Origin of the sequence: Veillonella caviae, assembly GCF_003992125.1 — a bacterium.
Taxonomy (GTDB): Bacteria; Bacillota; Negativicutes; order Veillonellales; family Veillonellaceae; genus Veillonella; species Veillonella caviae.
The window spans coordinates 82,226-103,306 of the sequence record NZ_RQUY01000002.1; the positions used below are offsets into that span (position 1 = coordinate 82,226).

Below are 21,081 nucleotides of genomic sequence, written 5' to 3' on the forward strand. Positions count from 1 at the left end.
AAGGAGACGGCAAATATCATATTTGCCCAAGTACTATGTCAACGAAAAAAATTCGAAACTTTTGCATTATAGCCCATATTGATCATGGTAAATCAACCATTGCAGATCGACTGATTGAATATACTGGAACTTTGCAAAAACGTGAAATGGAAGCGCAAGTTCTTGATTCCATGGATCTTGAAAGAGAACGTGGTATCACTATTAAAGCTCAATCTGTGCGTATTTTATATAAAGCTCAAGATGGTGAGGAATATACATTAAACCTTATTGATACACCAGGCCATGTAGACTTTAGTTATGAAGTATCTAGATCACTAGCTGCTTGTGAAGGGGCATTATTAGTAGTAGATGCTGCACAAGGTGTAGAAGCACAAACGTTAGCGAATGTATATCTCGCTTTAGAACATGATTTGGAAATAATTCCGGTTATTAATAAAATTGATTTACCTTCAGCAGACCCAGATCGGGTAAAACAAGAAATTGAAGACATTATTGGTCTTGATGCTTCAGAGGCTGTACTATGTTCTGCTAAATCTGGTATCGGTATTCCTGATATTTTAGAAGCTATTGTCAATAAAGTACCAGCACCACCAGATAAATCTGATGAACCTACACGGGCACTTATTTTTGACTCTCGATTTGACGCATATAAAGGCGCTATTGCTTATGTGCGTGTAAAGGAAGGTTCTCTAAAATTAAAAGATACTATTCGTATGATGCATGATAAAAAAGATTTTGATGTTACGGAGCTTGGTATATTTACACCTAATCTTCTGCCTGTAGACGAACTACCTTGTGGTTCTGTAGGTTGTATCGCAGCGAGTATTAAAAATGTAGCTGATTGTCATGTAGGTGATACGGTAACATTAGCATCAAATCCTGCGCCAGAACCATTACCAGGGTATCGCAAAGCTGTATCTATGGTATATTGTGGCTTATACCCTACAGAGTCTAAGGACTATGAAAATCTTCGCGACGCATTGGAAAAATTACAGCTTAACGATGCAGCTTTAGAATATGAGGCAGAAACATCTTTGGCATTAGGTTTTGGTTTCCGATGTGGTTTCTTAGGTCTTTTACATATGGATGTTATTCAAGAGCGTTTGGAACGAGAATACAATTTAACACTCATTACAACGGCACCATCTGTAAATTATAAAGTGTATAAGACAAATGGTGAAATGTTAGAAGTAGATAATCCCGCAAAATTACCACCACCGACGGAAATCGATTATGTGGAAGAACCATATGTAAAAGCGACCACTATTGTACCAAAGGATTTTGTAGGTACTATTATGGAACTTTCGCAAGAAAAACGTGGTGAATATCAATCTATGGAATACCTTGATGAAACACGTGTATCGGTAGTGTATCACTTGCCATTAAGTGAAATCATTTATGACTATTTTGACAAATTGAAATCCGCTACAAAAGGCTATGCATCATTAGATTATGAATTGATTGGTTATCAACAATCACCAATGGTGAAAATGGATATTCTCTTAAATGGAGACCCTGTAGATGCATTGTCTATTATCGTTCATAAAGATCGAGCTGCTACACGTGGTCGTGCATTAGCTGAAAAATTAAAAGAACTCATTCCGCGTCAAATGTTTGAAATTCCGATTCAAGCTGCAGTGGGGACTAAAATTGTAGCTCGTGAAACGGTAAAAGCATGGCGCAAGGATGTATTAGCAAAATGTTATGGCGGCGATATTTCTCGTAAACGCAAATTGTTAGAGAAACAAAAAGCTGGTAAGAAACGTATGAAATCAGTAGGTTCTGTAGAAATTCCACAAGAAGCATTTATGGCTATCTTAAAGGTAGAAGATTAAATGAATAATATAGAATCATCACTACTTGTACAGCGGGATATGGGGATTTACATCCATATCCCGTTTTGTAAACAAAAATGTATCTATTGTGACTTCCCTGCATACCAAAATTTACAGGACTATTACGATACATACCTCTATGCATTATTACAAGAAATGACGATGTTCGTTGATGCACATCCAGAAGTATGTCAAAAACCTGTTGATACAGTCTATTTTGGTGGGGGCACTCCGACAGAATTATCTATTGAACAATTATATTCTATATTGAATCAAATTAAGGCGCTTTTCAATATTACGGATGATTGTCAATTTACTATTGAATCGAATCCAGGCGAGTTGACAAAAGCTTATATAGCTGAACTGGTTCAGCTTGGATTTAGTCGGATTAGTTTTGGTGTTCAAACATTTAATGATAAGAATCTAGTAGCATTGCATCGCAGTCATAGGGGACAAGATGCTATACAGGCAGTGAATTGGGCTCATGAAGTAGGTTTTAAGGATATTAATTTAGACCTTATTTATGGATTACCTAACCAAGTTATTGAACATATTGAACAAGATTTAGATATGGTATCACAATTGCCTATCAATCATATTTCTACTTATGGTTTACAAGTAGAAAAAGGAACGTATTTATATCATTTAGTTCATAGAAATCTCATTACCTTGCCTAGCGAGCATGTAGAAGATGCTCTGTATGAAACGATGATGATGGGGATTGAAGCATTAGGATTTGAACGATATGAAATTTCTAATTTTGCTAAAGACAGAGCTTATAGTAAACATAATTTGAAATATTGGCAATATAGTGATTACTTAGGATTTGGTGCTGGCGCACATTCTTTTTATGATGGTGTGCGACGCGCCAACAATCGAAATGTTATGCCTTATGCGAGAACCATCGATAATTTTATACTCCCAATTATTGAAGAAGAGATCATTGATGAAAGTCGAGCTATTGAAGATTATTGCTTTTTAGCATTACGAACTAAATGGGGGATACAGGAACAGTTATTTTATAAAAAGTTTGGTATAGCTATACAGTCTAAGTATAATGATGTTCTCATGAATTTGATAGATAAACAATTATTAGTTTATCGGGATAATGCGTATATAATGACACCTGAGGGGATCAAGCATGGAAACTATGTGTTTTCTCAATTTATAGATATGTAAGGCTTTTTACAGTTTCTCAATATAAATCATGATATGATAATTAGGATGATGATGAATATGCATGTTTATAGGAGGAACGATGAAAACATCTGTTATATTACACGGTTTACATAATGAATTTTCTATAGAACAAATGAAATCATGTATTGCGTTAGCTGAAAAATATGGAGAATCCTTTCGTCATGTAGTGACAGGTATACAGATTACAGGTATAGAGAAAGAAGATAAAGAATTACTTATTGCTGAATTGCCTGATGGTGTAGTACCAGTCATACATCGTGGTGTAAATTCTCTCATTGCTTGTGTGGGTAAAGGACATTGTAAAAATGGACAAATGGACACCTCTGAATTAGCTGACTATATAGAACAACATCATTATGGACGTAAAACAAGTCATAAATGTAAAATTGGCGTTAGTGGATGTGGTCGGAATTGTCCAGATTCGATGGTGAAAGACATTGCTTTTATTGGAACCTCTCAAGGTTTCATGCTTGCTGTTGGCGGCAATACAGGAATGAGGCCAGAAGCAGGAACTATATTAGCTAGAAATTTGACTATAAATCAATCTAAAAAAGCTGCTGATATACTTATCAATTGGTATGCAGAAAATGGAGAGCCCCGCGAACGGATGGGAAAATTGTTATTGCGTTTAGGAAATCCATTAGAGGATATTGAATTATAATAGAAAATATCATGAAACAACTAAGGAGTATAGTTGCGAATCTCATATGTTTAATATTTAAAAATTAAATTATATGAGGGAGCCGTCCTATATTTCTTAGTTTTTGTGTATAGTGATGAGTCTGTGTATGTTATTATGATTATTTTCACTCTATATCATGCTATGGGGAATTTGCTTTTTATTAATTTCGTCTAGCATTATTCTTGTCTTTTTGACTAACTTTGATAGATCAATAATTGTCTTTTTGATTAATTGTTTGTAAATCTGGAATTGTCTTTTTGACTAAACTGATTTTATTTGACTTTTTAAGGATATTTTGACTTGACATTTATTTTCTGTGTGGTAATATTATACATGCGATTAGCACTCAAACTTTATGAGTGCTAACAAGTGAGGTGTCATTATGGATGAAAGAAAACAACGCATCTTACGAGCAATAATAGAAGATTATGTGAAGTCTGCGGAACCTGTGGGGTCTAGGACAATTGCTAAAAATTATAATTTGGGTATCAGTCCTGCTACTGTTCGAAATGAAATGTCTGATTTAGAAGAACAAGGTTATTTAGAACAGCCACATACGTCATCAGGTCGCATACCATCTACTAAAGGTTATCGTTTATATGTTGATTCTATGATGCATCAAGGTCCAGTACCTTTTGAGGACGCTGAGCGGATACGTTCATTGTGGGATATATCTCGTGGTGAAAGTACCGAACTATTTTTAAATATGGCTAAATTGATTTCCCAAGTGAGCCATAGTATGAGTTTATTCTTAGCGCCGGCTCATGATCGAGTGTTACTAAAATATATTCATATTCTACCGTTAGATACTTATCAAGCAGTAATGGTTGTTATTACTGCTACGGGAGCATTAGATAATGAGTTGATTATATTTAGTGAAGCTGTAGAGGCAGATGAATTACAGCGCATGGCAATGCAATTTTCTAAGGCTGTACAAAACTGGCTGTTACAAGATATAACGGCTGAATCAATTGGTGTCATCATATCTCGCATCAATGGGTCTCATGCAATATTATTACAAATTGGTGAGTCCTTGCTTCGGGCGATTACGAAACGCAAACTATTTTATTCCGTAGGTGCTACAGAATTATTAAATCAACCAGAATTCAAATCTGTTGAGAAAGTACAATCAGTGCTTTCATTATTAGAAGAGCAACATCAGTTAGGCAAAGTTTTGGAAGATGATTCACCTCATCCTATTAGGGTAAAAATCGGATCTGAAAATAATGCTGCTGTGTTAAATGACATGAGCCTAATACAAGCTGATTTTTCACATCAAGATAAGAGTCTTGGTACTTTAGCAATTTTAGGCCCTATTAGAATGGAATATGGTCGCATAATTAATATGTTGACATATATGAAACAATTAATGGAATCCATAGCAAGACATCAATCATAGAAAGGTAAAGGCATGGCTGAAGAACAAGTAAAAGAAGAAATTCTTGAAGAGGAAGTCACAGAGTCTACAGAAGAGCAAAATGCTGCTGATGCTGTAGTAGATGCAGGTCAAGTATTAGAAGAGCTAAAAGCAGATTTTGATAATCGCTATAAGCGCTTACAAGCGGATTTTGAAAATTTTAAAAGACGCACTAATCAAGAGAAAGAACAGTTGGCAGGTTTTGTAAAAGGCGATGTGCTAAAAGATTTGCTACCTGTGTTAGATAATTTTGAGCGAGCTGTACAAGCTCCCGCTGAAGGAGATGCGAAAGTATTCCTTGATGGATTTATAATGATTCATCAAAATTTAATGGCTATGTTATCAAAACATGGAGTGGCACCTATTGAAGCAGTAGGTCAACCATTTGATCCAAATTTACATCAAGCTATTATGCGTGTGCCGTCTGAAGATTTTGAATCCGATACGGTCTGTGAAGTATTGCAAACTGGCTATACTGTTGATGGTCGATGCATTCGTCCAGCGATGGTAAAGGTTGTAGAATAAAGAATTAATGTAGGAGGTCATATATTATGGCAAAAGTAATTGGTATTGATTTAGGTACAACAAACTCTTGTGTAGCAGTTATGGAAGGCGGCGAACCAGTCGTTATTACGAACCAAGAAGGGGCGCGTACAACTCCTTCCGTTGTGGGATTTGCGAAAAATGGTGAACGTTTAGTTGGTCAATTGGCTAAACGTCAGGCTGTATCCAATCCTGAAAACACAATTATTTCTATTAAACGTCATATGGGTACTGACTACAAAGTGAATGTAGAAGGTAAAGCATATACCCCACAAGAAATTTCTGCTATGATTCTTCAAAAAATCAAATCCGATGCAGAAGCATATTTAGGGGAAACTGTAAGCCAAGCAGTTATTACTGTTCCAGCTTACTTTACAGATTCTCAACGTCAAGCTACAAAAGATGCTGGTGCTATTGCTGGTCTTGAAGTACTTCGTATTATTAACGAACCAACTGCAGCTGCATTGGCATATGGCGTAGATAAAGACGAAGATGGTAAAATCCTCGTATTCGACCTTGGTGGGGGTACATTCGACGTATCTATCCTTGAATTAGGCGATGGCGTATTTGAAGTATTAGCTACTTCTGGTAATAACCATCTTGGTGGTGATGATTTTGACCAACGCATTATGAACTACTTAATTGAAGAGTTCAAAAAAGAAACGGGTATTGATTTGTCCAATGATAAATTGGCGGATCAACGTTTGAAAGAGGCCGCAGAAAAAGCGAAAATCGAATTATCTGGCGTAGCAAGTACTAACATCAATTTACCATTCATCACTGCTGATGCAACTGGTCCTAAACATTTAGACGTAACATTAACTCGTGCTAAATTCGATGAATTGACTGCAGATCTTGTACAAGCTACTATCGAACCAACTCGCAAAGCTATGTCTGATGCTGATTTGAAGGCTTCTGATATCGATAAAGTATTGTTGGTAGGCGGTTCTACTCGTATCCCTGCAGTACAAGAAGCAATTAAACGCGAACTTGGTAAAGAACCAACTAAAAATGTTAACCCTGATGAATGTGTAGCTATTGGTGCTGCTATTCAAGGCGGTGTATTAGTAGGTGAAGTGAAAGATGTATTGCTTCTCGACGTAACTCCATTGTCCTTAGGTATTGAAACTATGGGTGGTGTATTTACTCGTATTATTGATCGTAATACAACAATTCCTACTTCTAAATCTCAAGTATTCTCCACCGCAGCAGATAACCAACCATCTGTAGATATTCATGTATTGCAAGGTGAACGAGAATTTGCAGCAGATAACAAGACATTAGGTCGATTCAATTTGGATGGTATTCCTGCAGCTCCTCGTGGGGTTCCTCAAATCGAAGTTACTTTCGATATCGATGCGAATGGTATCGTGCATGTAAAAGCTAAAGATTTAGGTACTCAAAAAGAACAAAAAATCACTATTACATCTTCTAGTGGTTTGCAACAAGAAGAAATTGACCGCATGGTAAAAGAAGCCGAAGCTCATGCAGCGGAAGATAAAGCTAAAAAAGAAGAATTAGATGTGAAAAATAATGCTGATTCCTTAGTATATCAAGCGGAAAAAGCTTTGAAAGACCTTGAAGGTAAAGGCGATGCTGCATTGATGAAAGAAGTTGAAGAAGCAAAAGATAAACTTAAAAAATCTATTGAATCTGGCAATATTGAAGATATCAAAAAAGATAGCGAAGCTTTGACTGCACCATTGCACAAATTGGCTGAACAAATGTATGCAGCAGCTCAACAAGCACAACAAGCAGCTGGTGAAGCTGGTGCAGATAATAGTGCAAAATCTGATGATAATGTAGTAGATGCAGACTATACTGTAGTGGATGACGAAAAGAAATAAGAAGGGTTGGTAAACAATGGCAAGAGATTATTATGACATCCTAGGGGTTAGCAAAAATGCATCTCAGGATGAAATCAAAAAAGCCTTTCGTAAAAAGGCTCGCCAATACCATCCAGATGTAAATAAAGATAATCCAAAAGAAGCGGAAGAGAAATTTAAAGAAGCTAATGAAGCTTACGAAGTTTTGTCTGATGAAACTAAAAAAGCTCAATATGACCAATTTGGCCACGACGCCTTCAAACAAGGAGGCGGCGCTGGGGCCGGTGGTTTCCAAGGTGGCTTTGGTGGTTTCGGCGGTTTCGGAGGCGGCGCTGGCGGTTTTGATAATATCTTTGATATGTTCTTTGGCGGCGGTGGTCGTGGACAACAAGGCCCGCAAAAGGGCAATGATCTTCGCGAAGACATCGATATCTCTTTTGAAGATGCTGCTTTTGGTAAATCTATGGATATTGAAATCACTCGTCACGAAGAATGTGACCATTGTCATGGCACAGGGGCTGAGCCTGGAACAAAGGTAGACATTTGCCCAAATTGTCATGGTTCTGGTCAAGAAACGGTGATTCAAAATACACCATTCGGTCGTATGCAATCAGCTCGAACATGTTCGCGATGCCATGGATCTGGTAAAAGCATTGAAAAGCCATGCACTAAGTGTCGTGGTACAGGTGAAATGTTGGCAAAACGTAAGATTGCCATTAAAATCCCACCAGGAGTGGATAATGGATCTCGTTTACGCGTAGCCAATGAAGGTGAACCAGGTGTTTTAGGTGGTCCTAAAGGTGATTTGTACGTATATATTTATGTTCGACCTCATAAGGAATTTGAGCGTTCTGGCAATGATGTAATTAGCCATGTTAATATTAGCTTTGCTCAAGCTGCTTTAGGTGCTACTGTACAAGTAAATACCTTAGATGGTAAAGTAGAACTAAAGATTCCGGAAGGTACTCAAACAGGTACAGCGTTCCGTGTTAAGGGCAAAGGTATTCCATATTTACGCAATCCAAAACAACGTGGTGATCAACATATTGTTGTAACAGTTCAAACACCTAAAAAGTTAACTGATGCACAACGTGAATTATTGCTTCGTTTTGCTAATGAAAGTAATGAAGATGTTAATAATTTACAAGTAAGTAAAAGTTTGTTTGAAAAAATAAAAGATTGCCTAACTAAATGAACAGCTCTTGTACAGGAATGTTTTTTTCCTATGCGTATATAGTAAAGGAGCCCTTATGCAATGGATAGAAATATCTATTGTCTGCGAAAGAGTAGCCACCGATAAGGTGACTACTCTTTTTAGCGATTATGCAGATAATGGAATTATAGAAGAAAATCTGGACCAGGAACCAGAAAAACAAAAGTTTGTTGTCTACGTTGATAGCAGTTGTGATGAAGAAGCAATTAAATCAGATATACGATTACGTTTTAAAGAGGCTCAAATTAATATAGATAGTATAGAAAGCCATATATTAGATGAATCTACGTGGTATAATTCTTGGCAACAATATATTGAACCTACAGAAATCTTACCTAATCTCATAATTAAACCGGCTTGGCAGGATTATGATAATGTAGACAATAAAGAGATTATAGAAATTGATTCTGATCTATCCTTTGGTACTGGTAGTCATGAAACAACACGTAGTTGTGCTCGATTGCTTCAAGAGTATGTCCATAGACGAGGTGATGCAATCCAAAATGATATATGCCTTGATATAGGCACTGGAACAGGTATTTTATTACTTATTGCTGCTAAATTAGGTATTACGAACTTAATAGGTATTGATATTGACGAGAATGCAGCTAATCAAGCACGCATTAATGCAAGTAACAATAATGTGGATGCTACTATTATTCATGGTGATTTAGCGCATGATTTTAATGGTCGTGCCGCTATTATTATAGCCAATTTAACAGTGGATCCATTAAAAATTTTACTACCCATTATAGGTGATAAATTAGAGGTGGATGGAGCATTGATTATTAGTGGGATTATTGATGATCGCTATGACGAAATTATGCCTTACATTACACAACATTGGCAGATAAAAACAGAGTTAGTGGAAGGATCCTGGCATACCTTTGCTCTACAGAAACTGTAATTTATACCCCAGCATTACAGTATAATATATACTAGTAGTACATTGTATATTTATATATCCGAGTCTAATAGCTTATCAACTATTATGGTTATAAACATATAAGGTAAGAATTATGAAAAAAATATTTATTCCTACACCTTTAGATACTGAAATAGTGTTACCAAAAGAGACAACCCATCATGTGCTACATGTATTTCGTCATAATATCAATAAGCCCATCATGGTTACAGGTAGTGATCAACGTTGTGGATTATATACTATTGTGGAAGAAGTACAAGGTGAAGCACGGGCTGAATTAATAGAATTTATTGAAATAAATCCAGCTTCATATCGTATAGTCCTAGTACAATCTTTATTAAAAGGTGATAAATTAGAATGGGTACTACAAAAAGCTACTGAGCTTAATGTGGACACTATTTATTTAGTGGCTACAGCTAACAATGTAGTTAAATATGATAGAAAAAAACTAGAGGCAAAATATAGTCGTTGGGAAAAGATTATGTTAGAAGCGGCACAACAATGCGGTCGCACCCAATTACCAACTCTTGTAATTGATGAAACATTACCATCGGTATTGGCAATTGAAAAAAAAGCGTTACAATTAGTGGCTTATGAAAATGAATGTGGATATTCAATTAAACACGCGTTGCAAAATAATAAGAATAGCCAAGATGTATTAATTTGCATTGGCCCTGAAGGGGGCTTTCAAGAGAATGAAATCAATGATATTATAAAAAGTGGAGGTCAATCTGTTACATTAGGGTCTACCATATTACGGGCTGAAACTGCTGCTATAACTGCACTAGCTATGATGCAGTATGAATTAGAGTTATAAAATATATACAATGGTATAGAAGTGGAGGTGCAATGAAAACCGTTGCCTTTACGACCTTAGGGTGCCGTGTGAATCAATATGACACAGATGCTATGAAAGGTCTTTTTTTACAAAATAATTATGAAGCCGTAGGTTTCGATGAGAAGGCGGATATTTACGTTATTAATACATGTTCTGTTACGAATATGGGGGAGAAAAAATCTCGTCAATTAATTCGTAAAGCGAAACGTCAAAATAGCAATGCTTATGTCATTGTTACAGGATGCTATGCTCAGCTTGCACCAGATGCTATTGCTGCTATTGAAGGCGTTAATCTTGTTATTGGTACTAATAATCGCTCTAAAATCGTTGAACTAGTAGAACAATTAGAATCTACAGAGCGCCAAATCAATGCTGTTCGGGATATTATGAAAGAATCGAATTTTGAAGAAATGCCATTGTTTGGTAATGAATCTGACAAAGCACGAGCTTTCATGAAAATCCAAGAAGGTTGTAATAATTATTGTGCTTTCTGTATCATTCCCTACACACGAGGTAAATTAAAATCTCGTAAAATTGATGATATTGTGAACGAAGCAAATCGTTTGGTGAATAATGGTTTCCATGAAATTGTACTCACTGGAATTCACTTAGGTAATTACGGTGTGGAATTGCCAGGCCGTCCTACATTGGCGGATGTGGTAAAAGCCTTATTGGATATTCCAGATCTTCATCGCATACGTTTTGGTTCCATTGAGTCTGTAGAGGTGTCTGATGAATTAGTAGAATTAATGGCTACTAATAAGCGAGTCTGTCCACATTTGCATTTGCCATTGCAAGCCGGTTCAGATCATGTATTATCTTTAATGAGACGTCATTATACATTACAAGAGTACAAAGATTTAATCAAGAATTTGCGTAAACGTATTCCTGATTTGTCTATTACAACAGATATTATTGCAGGATTTCCACAAGAGACAGATGAAGATTTTGATGAAACTATAGATACAGTACGAGACATCGGTTTTACTCATATTCATGCATTCCCATATTCTATTCGTGAAGGTACACCTGCGGCTACTATGCATGATCAAGTACCTGAAGCTGTTAAAAAGACTCGTGTAGCTCTTTTAAATAGTCTTAGTGAGTCCGGATATACTGCATATGCTATGTCGCGCATTGGCAAGCATGGAGAGATTCTCATCGAAAAAGAAGAAGATGGCTATTATATAGGCTTAACAAATGAGTATATTCATGGTAAAGTTAAATCTGATCAACAACATAATGTAGGCGATTTAATTGGTGGTACAGTTGTGTCCGTAGAAAATGGCTTTGTTATTATCGAATAATATACCTAGGAGGTCAATCTATGAGTGATTGTATTTTTTGTAAAATTGTAAATGGTGAAATTCCATCTAACAAAGTATTAGAAAATGATAAATTTTATGCTTTTCATGATATTAGTCCTGTAAAAAAAGTACATGTATTGATTGTCCCTAAAAAGCATGTTGCTAATATTGCTCATTTAACAGAGAAAAATGAAGAGTATGTAGATGGTTTCTTGCCATTTGTTCGGGATGTAGCAAAAGAATTAGGCATTAGCAAATCTGGCTATCGATTGATTTTCAATACTGGCAGTGAAGCAGGTCAAACTGTATTCCATATGCATGCTCATTTGCTTGGTGGTGAACCTATGGGATGGCCTGAGGTATAGATTAATTTTACATAAAATTTTCTATAAAATTCCTATAAAATATGCTGGTATATATTGACAGAATGTAGTGTTCTACATATAATATGTATATGTGCGTATGTTAAATTATCAGCACTTCCCTGATATTATTTTTGGAGGGAGGGATATAGATGTCTGAAATTAAAGTCGGTAAAAACGAGACGCTTGAAAGTGCTCTTCGTCGATTCAAACGCTCCTGCCAAAAAGCAGGTGTTTTGTCTGAAGTAAGAAAACGCGAACACTACGAAAAACCAAGCGTTAAAAGAAAGAAAAAATCTGAAGCAGCAAGAAAACGCAAATTCAGAGCATAAGAATGATAACCCTAATTCTAATCTATTTAAGAAATGAATTAGGGTTTCTTTATAATTAATCTCATGTACATCCTATAAAACTGCAGTTTTATAGGATGTACATCAATGTGTATATAGGAGGCTATAATGAGCTTAAAAGATCAATTAAAAGAAGATATGAAAACAGCGATGAAAGCCCGTGAAGAAGGTAAAGTAGCTTTGTCTGTTATTCGTATGGTTAACAGTGCTATTAAAAATACTGAAATTAATGATAAAGTAGAATTAGATGATGCTGGTATTTTAGGAATTTTAGCGAAAGAAATGAAAACTCGTCAAGATTCCTTAGAAGAGTTTGAAAAAGCTGGGCGTGAAGATTTAATCGTTCACGTAAAGGATGAGATAACAGTATTACAAAAATATATGCCAGCTCAATTAACAGAAGAAGAAATTCGTACTATCGTTAAAGAAGCTATTGTTGAATGTGGTGATGCCGTAAATATGGGTAATGTTATGAAACACGTTATGCCACACACAAAAGGCCGTGCAGATGGCAAGATTGTAAATGCTATTGTAAAAGAATTACTTGGCTAATGATTCATTTTATATAAGCTCACCTTTAAAATGCGATATATAATGCCATTATACATTCCATCGCTGTAGTATTTAATACGTAGCTTATTAAATTATAAAATTCTATAGAAAGTTATTGACAGATATTTTTATTTTGTGCTAATATGTACTCAAGAAAATAATTAGTCAATGAAGACTCCACTCAGTAGATATATATTTGTATATCTATGTTGTTGGGGTCTTTTTTTATATATTTTTAGGAGGCACATTATGGCTACAAAAGATTTATTGTACTACATTCCTGCAGGTCAATATGGTAAAGAAGGTGTTCTTGCATTATTAGAACAACATCCGGAAATTAAGTTTGTATCCTTAGTAGGTATAGATTTAGCTGGTAATGATACAGATGAAAAAATTCCAATGTCTGCATTTTTTGATGATTATGAATCTTTTTTTGAAGGTCGTGCCGTTCAAACTGATGGTTCTTCCGTTGTATTAACTAATATTGCTACATTGAACAACGCTCGTGTAGATATGTGGGGGGACCCAAGTGTAAATTGGTTCGTAGATTATAATTATGAAAATATCGATGAAGCAACTGGATTACCAACTGGTACCTTGCGTATTCCTGCATTCTTGATGCACAACTACCGCTATGTAGACTCTCGTTCCATTTTAAAACGCAGTTGTGATTATGTACGTAATGAAATGCTTTCTTTAATTAAAGAAAAAGGTTTGCCAAGCATGCCTCATGTGAAAGCAGAAGACGTGGTAGATATTATTTTCACATCTGCTACAGAACTTGAATTTTGGGTAAAAAAACCTACCAAAAGTATTACTAAAAAAGAATTGTCCGTATCTCAACGATTACAAGAACAATATTGGCAACGTACACATGGTTCCGTTCGTACTGCTCTTGAACAAGCTGTGGAACGCCTTGATCAATACGGTATGGTTGCTGAAATGGGTCATAAAGAAGTAGGTGGTGTTAAAGCAAAACTTGACGAAGATGGTCATGAAGATGCAGTATTGGAACAATTAGAAATCGACTGGAAATTCTCCAATAATCCATTGCAAACTGCAGATAATGAATTACAAGCTCGAATTATCGTTCGTGAAGTATTCCGTGAAAATGGTTTGGATGTTACTTTCAATGCAAAACCTATTATCGGTGTAGCAGGTTCTGGTGAACATACTCACTTTGGTGTTATGGCTAAATTGAAAAATGGCAAAATGGTCAACTTGTTTAGCCCAGAAGATATGAAAAAAGAAGCGGCTAGCGCCTTGGGGATTGGTGCTATTATGGGCTTGTTAAAACATTACGAAGCTATTAACCCATTCATTAGTTCTACAACAGATTCCCTAAATCGTTTGAAACCAGGGTTTGAAGCACCTGTATGTATCGTAACCTCCCTTGGCACAGACCCTTCTGAACCAAGTCGTAACCGTACAATCCTTTGTGGTTTGATTCGCGATATTGACAATCCTATGGCAACTCGTTATGAATTGCGCTCTCCGAATCCTTATACTAATACTTACACTGCATTAGCATTGATATTTATTTCTGCATTTGATGGTATGAAATACGCTATTAACAGCGGTAAAACACAAGCTCAATTAGTGGCTGAATTATCTAAAGAAGTAGGCGAATCAGCTGACTATTTAGATACAAATCGAGCATATCGTTCTGAAAAAGATGTATTTGAAGATTTTACTCAAGAAGAACGTAATCAAATGTTCGGTGTAGCACCTGCTACTGTATGGGAAAATATCTTAGGTTATAAAAATAATCCTGAATTGGTAGAAACATTGTGTCAAGGTGATGCATTTAGCCGTGATTTGATGGAATCGTTTATTGCATCTATTTTGAAACGTTGGAAACTTGTATTAGCTCATCGTATTATTCCTAACAATTTGGAAATCGTACGAAATATGGTTGCTATTCATACTGATAGTCGCAACAGCATTGATGATAAACGTTTTGCGGAAGTAAACGACTTGCGTTTTTACCTTGCAAAAGATAGCGATGATCGCAAATCCTTGTTTACTCGTATTGTAGACGCATTACGTAGCGGTGACTATGACACAGCTTCTGAATTACAAATCGAAATGAACGATAAAATGGAAGAATTAGAAGATAAATATGCTAATTACAGTAAAAATATTTTCTAATTAATTTAGAAATATAAAAGACCGGTCCTTTGGCCGGTCTTTTATATATTGTATTATGATAAATGTCTTAGTAAATCATTATTAATATTAGCATTATGATATTGTTATATACTCAGTTTATACTTTCAAAATAAAGAATGAAATTAATCTCGTTGTACAAATTTTTCAACTAATAATAGGCTAATCACAAGGACTAAAATAGAAATAGACCATATGAGTATATCTGTTGATAAATCATGAGATACAATGATGAGACGGACAATAGCGGTAATACCTATATAAAGGAAATAGTGGAGAGGGAAATGGAAGTTGTTTTTAAAATATTTTGTAATGAGTGCTAAGAATTCGAAGTATAGGAAAAATGTAATTAATTCTTCTACAATTTTATTATAATCATCATGAACAAAGAATTTGTCCCATGCGGTAATGCATAAAGTGATTAAAGAATCGATGAGCGCCGCACATAATGCAATACCGACAATAAAAATGGCAATATTCATAATTACTGTGAGACTACGAGATATTTTAATAAACATAGATTGCACGATAAACCTCTTAATAAAACGTATATTGAATCATGGTATCTATATGTAATTAGATACATACTATAGTGCGGGAGGAAATCCCTAAATATTGATTGTAGATAAATAAAAGCTAACTCTAATGAGTTAGCTTTTATTGTACGCTGAAATTTAGTATTAGATATCAGCTTTGATTGCTTCTAAAGCTGCATCGAAGTTAACTGCTTGAGTTACTTCTGGAACATATTCAACATATGTTACTTTGTTGTCTTTGTTAATAATAACAACGCCACGAGTTAAAAGGCGAAGTTCTTCGATTAAGAAACCATAGTTTGTACCAAAGGAAGCATCGCGATGGTCAGATAAAGTTTCTACTTTATCAACACCAGCAGCGCCACACCAACGTTTTTGGGCAAATGGAAGATCCATAGATACAGTTAAAACTACAACCTCATCAGACAGTTTTGTAGCATCTTGATTGAACCAACGAGTTTGTGCATCACAAACACCAGTATCAAGGGATGGTACTACGGAAATTACTTTTACTTTACCTTCGTAATCTTTTAATGTTTTTGGTTGTAAATCATTGGACAATAAAGTGAAATCAGGTGCTTGTTGACCTACTTTTACTTCTGGACCTACTAAAGTGATAGGGCCGCCTGCAAATGTTACAATGCCTGTACGTTTTTCCATGTTTCATTCCTCCTAAGAGTGTAATTGTATAATTGATAGATTTAATATCTATATGTAGTATATCATTTCTGTATGCAATAGTAAACTAATAATTTCGATGTACTTCGATAAATATAAATTTATTATTGATATATACTATTGCTATATTCAATTCCAAAATAGACGGTAATATATATAATAGTTAGTGTAATATAGTAGGAAATTAGAAGAGATATATTAATTTAGTAGTAGATGAAATACGATGTCCGTGATAGGATACATATGTAAGAGAGGGGGATTGCATGAAGACATCTGCTATTTTTAAAGAATTTTTTCGTGTCGAAGGTTGGCGTTATGGTATTGGTTTATTAATGCTCATTGCCATTGATATAGCCTTTTTATTTGTGCCTCAATTGATTGGGGATGCTATCGATACATTAAGTAATGATAAAATTGGTTTAGTTAATTATATATTATATTTTGTTGGCCTTTTCCTTATAGTTACCTTATTAAAGGTTGTTTCAAGGCGTACCTTATTAGGATCGATACGTCGTATGGAATATGTATTTCGGCAAAAAATATGTACTCATGCACTACATATACCGACTACTTATTACGAAGCAAATGGTCCTGGTAAGGTTATGGCACTCATGACTAATGATGTAACCTCTCTACGTGTTGCTCTCGGTTTAGGTGTTATGATTATTGTGGATATGATGTTTTATTCGATATTAGGATCTATCATATTAATACAAAAAATAGATTTTGCATTAGTAGGAAAAATCATGACGCCTATATTCTTCATATTATGCGCTATTTTTGTGCTTGGACGTCAATTGCGTAAGAAACAGCGTCAAGCACAAAATACTTATAGCGATATGACAGAGTTTGGCCAAGAATTATTCCAAGGTATGGATGTTATTCGTGCTTTTAACAAAGAAAACATTATCACCAATCTATTTAATTCTATAAATCATCGAAATTATGTGCATAATATGCAAGTCGCTATGTATGATTCTGTTTTGTCTCCATTGACTATGATTGCTCCTTTTATTTGTATTAGTATTAGCATGTATTTGTGTGGTCAATTAGCCGTCGATGGACTTATGTCGGTTGGTGAATTTATAACGATTAATGCTTTTATCATGCTTATTGTAGGACCTCTTATCGGCTTTGGGTCTTTAGTGGCTATTATGCAAAAAGGTCTTGCTTCTTTAGATCGAATCGTAGATTTTATGAAATTGCCCTACGAGGATAATGAACCTGGTGAAAACCAATTACCATTAAGTTCTATAGATATTCGTTATTTAAATTTTTCTTATCCCGATGCTAAAAATACATCATTAAAGCAAATTAATCTCACAATAAAACCGAATCAATTTATTGGTATTGTGGGAAAGCCAGGTTCGGGTAAAACTACATTATTTAAATTATTACTAAGATTACAGAAAACACCTGCTAAGTCAATTTACATTAACAATATTGACATTACTACTATCCCACTAGGTACTTTGCGTAATTCTATTGCATATGTACCAACACAGTCATATTTATTAAGTACATCTATTAGGGATAATATTACTTTTGGTCATCTTAATAATAATCATTTGTCTGTAGAGGAATCAGCACAGATGGCTACCTTATATCGTGATTTAGGAGATTGCTTAGAAGATAATTTTCATTTGTTAGAAGAGGAAGGTAGAGATTTGTCAGGTGGGCAAAAGCAAAGAATCAATATAGCTAGAGGATTTTACAAAAATGCGCCATATTTATTATTAGATGATTGCTTTTCCGCATTAGATGCTATCACAGTAGATACAATAGTTCATACATTGCGCCGATTAGAGAATAAAACTATACTTTGTATTTCTCAACGATTAGAAATAATTAAAGAAGCGGATATGATAATTGTTTTTGATGATGGTTCTATTCGTGAAATAGGTACTCATGATGAATTAATAACCTCTCATGGTCTCTATTCTGAGTTATATGAAGCACAATATAGGAGGGCTATACATGAAACAGCACAATGATGTAGCTCTATTTGCGTATTTGACGAGATTTATAAAACCTCATCTTGGGTTTCTCGTCGTAGCGGCAATTTTTTTATTTTCCAATTTATTTTTATCTTTGTGCCGACCATATATTTCAAAACAAGCTATTGATTTTGGATTTGCTCTTAAAGATAGTAATACTATATATTATTATGCTGGTGTATATGCATTAACTATAGGTCTAAGCATAATTTGTATTTTGTTACAAAATTATCTACTAAGCACCTTTGGACAGAACATCATTTATCATATTCGTAGTACAGTATTTGAAAAGATTTTACATAAAAGTGCTGGCGATTTTCAATCAGTACCAATTGGTAATTGGGTGACACGCATTACTAATGATGTGGAATCATTGCGTACTTTATATACAGAGGTTATTTTAAAACTCATCAGTAATGGTATTATGATTGTCGGTATACTATGTTTTATGTATGCTATCAATGTTCCACTAGCTTTAGTTATGACCTTATTATTGCCTATTATGGGGGGGATTATTTGGGTTTATCAAAAATTTTCACGGCGCGCTTTTCGTCAGGTGAGGACTTCTGTAGCTACTTCCAATTCAAGTATTAAGGAATTATTGAATTATATAGTTATCGTTAAAACCTATGTGGGGGAAAAGCTCATTGAAAATCGATATGATTCTGTTAATAAGGCGTTTTTAAATGCTGGATTATTCGAGGTGACTACATTCTCCATCTTTAGACCTTTAGTAGATGGCTTATTTTTTGTGGCTCTTATCGTCATATTTACGATGACCAATCTATTAGATTCTGTAGCAGATGCAGGTACCGTATTTGCTTTTATTCAATATATGGATCGTTTTTTTCAACCTATGAAAGAAATAGCAGAAAAATATAATTCACTACAAAGTGCCTTGGCTGGTGCAGAACGATTAATTCCTGTATTAGATGAACCAAAAAGAGAATTAATCACTACTGTACCAGAGGAATTCAAAACTATTGATAGTATTGTCTTTGATCATGTGTTTTATTCATATCATAATGACGATATGTATGCATTAGAGGACTTTAATCTTACTATTAATAGAGGAGAATATATCGGCATCGTCGGTTTATCAGGAAGTGGAAAGTCTACATTACTTTCATTATTGATGGGCATATTACAACCTACGAGAGGCTCCATTTATATTAATGGCTATAATCTAGCTGATTACGATAGTTCTATGATACGCAATATTATGGGATATGTATTTCAAAATGCATACTTATTTAAAGGATCTATTGAAGATAATTTAAACCTCTATGATTCTACTATTGATAGGGAAACTATCATACATGCTACTAAAAAAGTTAATCTACATAGTATGATAGAAAAGTTGCCGAAAGGATATCATACACCTGTTGGCTACCTTGGGGCTTTGCTATCAGATGGACAAAAGCAATTATTAGCTTTTGCAAGAACCTTGATTTTAAACAAACCTATTTTACTATTAGATGAAGCTACGTCGAATATTGATAGTCATACGGAACATCAAATTCAACAAAGTATTGAAACAATACGTGGTGAAAAAACTATTATCAATGTAGCACATCGACTATCCACTGTGGAACAGGCAGATCGTATTGTTGTACTGTCTTATGGTAATATCGTAGAAGTCGGTACGTTTACAGAGCTTATGAATCGTAAAGGAGCATTCTATCAATTATGGAATCACCAAAATTAGAATATATACAGTCTAAGGATAATCGGACAATTAAACGAGCAATGTCATTAAAACAACGTAAACAACGTCAAAAACTAGGAGAGTATTTAGTGGAAGGGTTACGTTTAGTTTGCGATATTGCTAAGAACGGGGTATTACGTGTTTTGTTGGTGAAGGAATCTAAATGCGATGCTGCAGATATACAAGCGCTTATTGAATTAGCGGTAACGAAAGGAATATCTACATACATAGTACAAGACCCTTTATTTGCAAAACTAGAGGATACGCAACATAGTCAAGGGATTATTGGTATTGCACAAAAGCCTATGCATATGTTAAGCCATATGGAATTTGCAGATGGATTATATATAGCTATTGATGGAGTACAAGATCCAGGCAATCTTGGTACTATTATACGAACAGCAGTGGCCGCTGGTGTGAGAGCCGTATTTTTGTTAAAAGGTACAGTAGATGTATATAATGAAAAATGTGTACGTAGTACTATGAGTGCATTACATCATATTCCGATTTTTGAGGATGTAGGTATTTCTGAGTTTTATGATGTGGTTAAAGAGAATGATATTACTACATATGTGACAACACTTGATAATGCTATGCCTTATGATGAGGTGCAGTACAGCTATAAATCTATGATTATCGTAGGTAATGAAGGAAATGGTGTATCAAGTGATATACTGCAATTAGCAGATCAAGGTATTACAATTCCTATGTATGGAAACATTGAATCTCTTAATGTATCAGTAGCAGCTGCTCTTTGTATGTATAAGGTGAGAGAACAGCTGCCATTAGATTGCAATGCGATTTATAAGTCGAAATGTAATATATAATATACACTCTGTTGGTTATGTATAACAAAATTAGATTAATTGTATTTCTAAATGATATAAAAAGTCCTTATGTAGTATACAAATGTTTATAAATTGTATTGATTTTATATGCTTGT

At 34.9% G+C, this 21,081-nt stretch carries 19 protein-coding genes; 17 read left to right on the plus strand and 2 right to left on the minus strand.

Going from position 1 to position 21,081, the window contains the following annotated elements:
- Positions 1 to 35: 35 nt before the first annotated feature.
- The 14 genes from lepA to EO120_RS01455 all read left to right on the plus strand — a co-directional run bounded on the left by lepA (position 36) and on the right by EO120_RS01455 (position 15,201).
- The gene (lepA, locus tag EO120_RS01390) at positions 36 to 1,835 is read left to right on the plus strand and encodes a translation elongation factor 4 (protein ID WP_127133723.1); all 1,800 of its coding nucleotides are present in this window, start codon (positions 36 to 38) and stop codon (positions 1,833 to 1,835) included.
- On the plus strand, positions 1,836 to 3,014 hold the full coding sequence (gene hemW, locus EO120_RS01395; RefSeq protein ID WP_127133724.1) for a radical SAM family heme chaperone HemW: 1,179 nt from the start codon (positions 1,836 to 1,838) through the stop codon (positions 3,012 to 3,014).
- Positions 3,015 to 3,093: 79 nt separating this feature from the next.
- Positions 3,094 to 3,696, plus strand: coding sequence for a nitrite/sulfite reductase domain-containing protein (locus EO120_RS01400; protein ID WP_127133725.1), 603 nt, complete (start codon positions 3,094 to 3,096; stop codon positions 3,694 to 3,696).
- 403 nt (positions 3,697 to 4,099) lie between these two features.
- The gene (gene hrcA, locus EO120_RS01405) at positions 4,100 to 5,116 is read left to right on the plus strand and encodes a heat-inducible transcriptional repressor HrcA (protein WP_127133726.1); all 1,017 of its coding nucleotides are present in this window, start codon (positions 4,100 to 4,102) and stop codon (positions 5,114 to 5,116) included.
- A gap of 12 nt (positions 5,117 to 5,128) precedes the next feature.
- Positions 5,129 to 5,659 carry a nucleotide exchange factor GrpE gene (grpE, locus tag EO120_RS01410; protein ID WP_127133727.1) on the plus strand — a complete coding sequence of 177 codons (531 nt, stop codon included), beginning with the start codon at positions 5,129 to 5,131 and terminating at the stop codon, positions 5,657 to 5,659.
- 26 nt (positions 5,660 to 5,685) lie between these two features.
- Positions 5,686 to 7,524 (plus strand): molecular chaperone DnaK, encoded by a 1,839-nt coding sequence (dnaK, locus tag EO120_RS01415; protein ID WP_127133728.1) that lies wholly within the window; start codon positions 5,686 to 5,688, stop codon positions 7,522 to 7,524.
- 16 nt (positions 7,525 to 7,540) lie between these two features.
- Positions 7,541 to 8,698: a molecular chaperone DnaJ gene (gene dnaJ / locus EO120_RS01420; protein WP_127133729.1), complete on the plus strand. Its 1,158-nt coding sequence runs from the start codon at positions 7,541 to 7,543 to the stop codon at positions 8,696 to 8,698.
- A gap of 55 nt (positions 8,699 to 8,753) precedes the next feature.
- The gene (locus EO120_RS01425; protein WP_127133730.1) at positions 8,754 to 9,623 is read left to right on the plus strand and encodes a 50S ribosomal protein L11 methyltransferase; all 870 of its coding nucleotides are present in this window, start codon (positions 8,754 to 8,756) and stop codon (positions 9,621 to 9,623) included.
- Positions 9,624 to 9,735: 112 nt separating this feature from the next.
- Positions 9,736 to 10,458: an RsmE family RNA methyltransferase gene (locus tag EO120_RS01430; RefSeq protein WP_127133731.1), complete on the plus strand. Its 723-nt coding sequence runs from the start codon at positions 9,736 to 9,738 to the stop codon at positions 10,456 to 10,458.
- A 32-nt stretch (positions 10,459 to 10,490) separates the two neighbouring features.
- Positions 10,491 to 11,786, plus strand: a complete 1,296-nt coding sequence (gene mtaB / locus EO120_RS01435; RefSeq protein WP_127133732.1) for a tRNA (N(6)-L-threonylcarbamoyladenosine(37)-C(2))-methylthiotransferase MtaB — start codon at positions 10,491 to 10,493, stop codon at positions 11,784 to 11,786.
- Positions 11,787 to 11,806: 20 nt separating this feature from the next.
- Entirely contained in the window at positions 11,807 to 12,151 is a 345-nt protein-coding gene (locus EO120_RS01440; protein WP_127133733.1) for a histidine triad nucleotide-binding protein, read from the plus strand.
- Positions 12,152 to 12,300: 149 nt separating this feature from the next.
- Positions 12,301 to 12,480: a 30S ribosomal protein S21 gene (gene rpsU / locus EO120_RS01445; RefSeq protein WP_004695751.1), complete on the plus strand. Its 180-nt coding sequence runs from the start codon at positions 12,301 to 12,303 to the stop codon at positions 12,478 to 12,480.
- Positions 12,481 to 12,606: 126 nt separating this feature from the next.
- Entirely contained in the window at positions 12,607 to 13,050 is a 444-nt protein-coding gene (locus tag EO120_RS01450; RefSeq protein ID WP_127133734.1) for a GatB/YqeY domain-containing protein, read from the plus strand.
- A gap of 249 nt (positions 13,051 to 13,299) precedes the next feature.
- A complete protein-coding gene (locus EO120_RS01455) occupies positions 13,300 to 15,201 on the plus strand; it encodes a type I glutamate--ammonia ligase (protein ID WP_127133735.1) in 1,902 nt (633 codons plus the stop codon).
- Positions 15,202 to 15,344: 143 nt separating this feature from the next.
- Here the strand turns inward: EO120_RS01455 and EO120_RS01460 are convergent, their stop codons facing one another.
- Together EO120_RS01460 and tpx are read right to left on the minus strand one after the other, a co-directional pair.
- Positions 15,345 to 15,737, minus strand: a complete 393-nt coding sequence (locus EO120_RS01460; RefSeq protein WP_127133776.1) for a phosphate-starvation-inducible PsiE family protein — start codon at positions 15,735 to 15,737, stop codon at positions 15,345 to 15,347.
- Between the two features lie 162 nt (positions 15,738 to 15,899).
- Complete coding sequence (gene tpx / locus EO120_RS01465) at positions 15,900 to 16,415, minus strand: thiol peroxidase (RefSeq protein ID WP_127133736.1); 516 nt, start codon at positions 16,413 to 16,415, stop codon at positions 15,900 to 15,902.
- Between the two features lie 281 nt (positions 16,416 to 16,696).
- Here tpx and EO120_RS01470 point away from each other — a divergent pair, with 281 nt between their 5' ends.
- Genes EO120_RS01470 through EO120_RS01480 form a run of 3 tightly spaced genes read left to right on the plus strand, consistent with a single transcriptional unit; the run spans position 16,697 to position 20,965 of the window.
- Positions 16,697 to 18,427, plus strand: coding sequence for an ABC transporter ATP-binding protein (locus tag EO120_RS01470; protein WP_127133737.1), 1,731 nt, complete (start codon positions 16,697 to 16,699; stop codon positions 18,425 to 18,427).
- Positions 18,411 to 20,138: an ABC transporter ATP-binding protein gene (locus tag EO120_RS01475; protein ID WP_127133738.1), complete on the plus strand. Its 1,728-nt coding sequence runs from the start codon at positions 18,411 to 18,413 to the stop codon at positions 20,136 to 20,138. The genes EO120_RS01470 and EO120_RS01475 overlap by 17 nt, the downstream gene beginning before the upstream one ends.
- Entirely contained in the window at positions 20,120 to 20,965 is an 846-nt protein-coding gene (locus EO120_RS01480) for a TrmH family RNA methyltransferase (protein ID WP_127133739.1), read from the plus strand. Before EO120_RS01475 ends, EO120_RS01480 begins: the two co-directional genes overlap by 19 nt.
- Positions 20,966 to 21,081 lie beyond the last annotated feature (116 nt).